This window comes from Klebsiella sp. MS 92-3 (assembly GCF_000195655.1).
In the GTDB taxonomy this organism is placed as follows: Bacteria; Pseudomonadota; Gammaproteobacteria; order Enterobacterales; family Enterobacteriaceae; genus Klebsiella; species Klebsiella pneumoniae.
Window position 1 is genome coordinate 7,188 of sequence record NZ_GL882856.1, and the last position, 3,245, is coordinate 10,432.

The window sequence follows — 3,245 nt, forward strand, 5'->3', positions numbered from 1 at the left end:
GGGGGGGGGGGGGGGGGGCGCCCCCCCCCCGCGCGCAGGGCGGCCTGGACCCCCGCTTTACCCTGGGTCACCAGCAGTAGCGTCGGCTGGAAGCGGGCGTTCAGCCGGGCGATGCCGCTGACGATGTCGTCGCTGCCGCTGATAAACGCCAGCTCCTCTTCCGAAAGTTTTATGGCGTCGGCGAGGGCCAGCGCCCGGTCGAGACAGTCGCGAAGGTCCTGCGGATCCTGCCACAGGTCGCTGCGGATATTGGGGTCGAAGCTGACATAGCCCCCGGCGCGCTTTATCGCCTCCATCGCCGCGAATGTCGTGCTGCGGCTCGGCTCCGCGCTGAGAGCGATGGAGCAGACGTGCAGCCACTGACCGGCGGCAAACGGCGGGAGATCCTCGGGCTGAAGGAACAGGTCGGCGCTCGGACGGACCATAAAGGTAAAGGTGCGCTCCCCGTGGCTATCGAGATCGACCACCACCGTGGAGGTGCGCTGCGCCGCATCGAGGCGCATATAGTTCACATCCACTTGCTCCTGCGCCAGGGTGTGACGCATAAAACGGCCGAAGGGATCGTCGCCGACGCGGCCGATAAACCCGCTGTCACCGCCGAGCCGCGCCACACCGACCGCCACGTTGGCCGGCGCGCCGCCGGGGCATTGCAGCAGGCGGCCCTCTCCATCGGGCAGGAGATCGACGACCGCATCGCCGAGTACCCAGATTTTTCCATTCATACGACAAGCTCCTCTAAGCTAAACTTTATTAAACCGGTTTAGCTCATTAAAGCACAGCCCACCGGTAAGCGGAACGATTGGGTCACGAAACAGGGAGGCGAGGGTAAAAAATGTGAGCCAGGCGGAATATTTCGCCACTCCAGATCTGGACTTTTCCTTCCCCACCCGCTTAGGTATAGTTCACCAGGTCGCGGTTAGCCCCGCCGCGGTGGCCAAAGGTAAAGGAGTGCGTAGCGCGATGAACCCCAGTTTTGGCGATATTTACGATCGGTACCAGAAGCTGACGCTGACTACGCATCTGCCGGCGGTGATCGCCTGCAGTGAAACGCTGAGTTTGGGCAAAGACCAGGGCTTTATTCCGCAGCCGGGCTATCTCTACTTTCTGCTGCAGGGGCAAATGACATTGGCCTTTGGCGATGAGCAGAACCTGGTCGGGATTGTTATCGCGCATATGCCGTTAGGATTACTGGAACATTATTGTCCGTCGGTCGCGCTCTATTATCAGTGTCTGGGCGAGTGCCAGCTGGCGAAAATAACCGCCAGCGATTTTGAGCGAATATTCTTTCATTCGTCGCCGGGCTATATGCAAGAGCTGACCACGATCCTGGCCTATATGGGCATATTTGCCCTTGATGCCCACTATGAACGCGGCAGCCAGACCAGCTTTCAGACCATTAAATCGATGCTGTCGCGCTATTTATATCGCGGCGAAATTGATGGGGGTCAGCATGAGAGCCTGTCGGCATTTATTATTAAACGAACCAATCTCTCGCGCAGCTATGTGTACCAGGTGCTGGCCGCGCTGCGCGAGGGGGGATATATCACTGTGAAAAAAGGCAAGCTGATCTCCATCGACCGTCATATTCCTGAGAAATTCTAAATCCGATTCGGCAGATTCACGCCATCACGTTGCTATTACCGCCAGGGAAAGCGCTAAGCGCGCTTTTTCCCCCGGCCCCGTTACGCCTGAATCTGGCTGTTTTATTTATTTAACCTTGCACTCTGGAGTTATTTTATGACCCTGGACTATGTGGCGCTGGCCATTCTGATCGCCGTGGCCTTAATACTTTTTTATGGCGTGATTGTTATTCACGATATTCCTTATGAAATCGCCAAAGAGCGGCGTCATCCTCATCAGGATGCGATTCATTATGCCGGTTGGGTCAGCTTATTTACCCTCCACGCGCTGTGGCCCTTGTTATGGATCTGGGCGACGCTGTGGCGCGAAGACCGCGGATGGGGGATGCGCCACATTGCCGACGAGCAGCAGGCGCTGCATCAGCGTCTGGAAACGGTGGTCCAGCAGCTGGAACAGGTCCAGCGCGAGGTGGACGTTCTGAAAGCGAAGGAGGCAAAATAATGGAAACGTTAATGTTGCTGACCTACGCCGCGCTATGCATCGTGGTGTTTAAAGTTTTTCGCATCCCGCTCAATAAGTGGACCGTGCCGACGGCGGTGCTCGGCGGTATCGCCCTGATTGGCGCGGTGATCTTCGGGATGAACTACAACTTCCCTTATACCGACGTCGGTAACCAGGTGTTTCGCACCGTGCCGATTGTGTCGCAGGTACGCGGCCGGGTGCAGAGCGTACCGGTGAAGCCTAACCAGATGCTGCATAAGGGCGATGTGCTGTTTACCCTCGACCCGACGCCGTTCCAGGCGAAAGTGGACGATCTGCAGGCGCAGATAAAAGCAGCCAGTCAGGATGCGCTCTCCTTAAACGCGGCGTTAAGCCAGGCGCAGGCCGAGCTGAGCCGTGCGGTGGCCCAGCGCGACCAGTCGCGGCGGGAGTATGCCCGCTATCGGGAGGGCCATGCTCAGGGCGCCTTCTCCGATCAAATGGTTGATACCCGTCTGCAGACGTGGAAAGCCGATGAAGCCAGCGTCAGCGCGGCTCAGGCAAAGGTGGTTCAGGCGCGTAATGCGCTGGACTCGGTGGTGAAGGGCAAAAATACCACCGTGGCCTCCCTGCTGGCGCAGCTGCAAAAGGCGCAGTTTCAGCTGGAGAACACCGTCGTCCGCGCCCCGGAGGATGGCTATGTCAGTACCGTCGGCTTACGGCCGGGCACCATGTCCACTGCGCTGGGGATGATCCCGCTGATGACCTTTGTGCCGGTGGAGGGCGCCGCCTCGCGGGAGTACGTCGCGGCATTTCGCCAGAACGCCCTGCAGCGTCTGCACAAAGGCGAGCCCGCGGAGCTGATGTTTCCGGCTATCCCGGGCACCGTCTTTCGCGGAGAAGTGGCCGACGTGCTGCCGGCGATTGGCGAGAGCCAGTTCCAGGGGCAGGGCAAACTGCTGACCACAGACGCGCTCAATACCCATGGCCGGGCGCTGGTGGTGCTGAAGGTGACCGATCCGCGATTTGCCGAATACGCTCTGCCTCAGGGGGCCACCCTCGAGGCGGCGGTCTACTCGGATCATCTGAAAGAGCTGTCGCTGATCAGGAAGATCCTGATCCGTATGAAAAGCTGGGAAAACTATATCTATCTCGATCACTAAGCCGGCGGGCGCGGGGCGGAC

Annotated in this window: 4 protein-coding genes; 3 read left to right on the plus strand and 1 reads right to left on the minus strand. The window is 59.2% G+C overall.

The window, feature by feature from the left end; all coding sequences use genetic code 11:
- Positions 1 to 722, minus strand: a 722-nt coding sequence (locus tag HMPREF9538_RS04140; RefSeq protein WP_009486127.1) for an aminoimidazole riboside kinase, incomplete at its 3' end; no start/stop codon positions are given.
- Between the two features lie 238 nt (positions 723 to 960).
- Between HMPREF9538_RS04140 and HMPREF9538_RS04130 the strand changes: the two genes are divergently transcribed.
- From HMPREF9538_RS04130 to HMPREF9538_RS04120, 3 genes are all read left to right on the plus strand, one after another.
- Positions 961 to 1,602 carry a helix-turn-helix domain-containing protein gene (locus tag HMPREF9538_RS04130; protein ID WP_004151802.1) on the plus strand — a complete coding sequence of 214 codons (642 nt, stop codon included), beginning with the start codon at positions 961 to 963 and terminating at the stop codon, positions 1,600 to 1,602.
- A gap of 135 nt (positions 1,603 to 1,737) precedes the next feature.
- Complete coding sequence (locus HMPREF9538_RS04125) at positions 1,738 to 2,082, plus strand: DUF3302 domain-containing protein (RefSeq protein WP_002892695.1); 345 nt, start codon at positions 1,738 to 1,740, stop codon at positions 2,080 to 2,082.
- Entirely contained in the window at positions 2,082 to 3,224 is a 1,143-nt protein-coding gene (locus HMPREF9538_RS04120; protein ID WP_002892697.1) for an HlyD family secretion protein, read from the plus strand. Before HMPREF9538_RS04125 ends, HMPREF9538_RS04120 begins: the two co-directional genes overlap by 1 nt.
- Positions 3,225 to 3,245 lie beyond the last annotated feature (21 nt).

Coding starts and splice junctions, on each gene's coding strand:
- HMPREF9538_RS04130 (WP_004151802.1), top strand. CDS start 961: ATGAACCCCAGTTTTGGCGATATTTACGATCGGTACCAGAAGCTGACG.
- HMPREF9538_RS04125 (WP_002892695.1), top strand. CDS start 1,738: ATGACCCTGGACTATGTGGCGCTGGCCATTCTGATCGCCGTGGCCTTA.
- HMPREF9538_RS04120 (WP_002892697.1), top strand. CDS start 2,082: ATGGAAACGTTAATGTTGCTGACCTACGCCGCGCTATGCATCGTGGTG.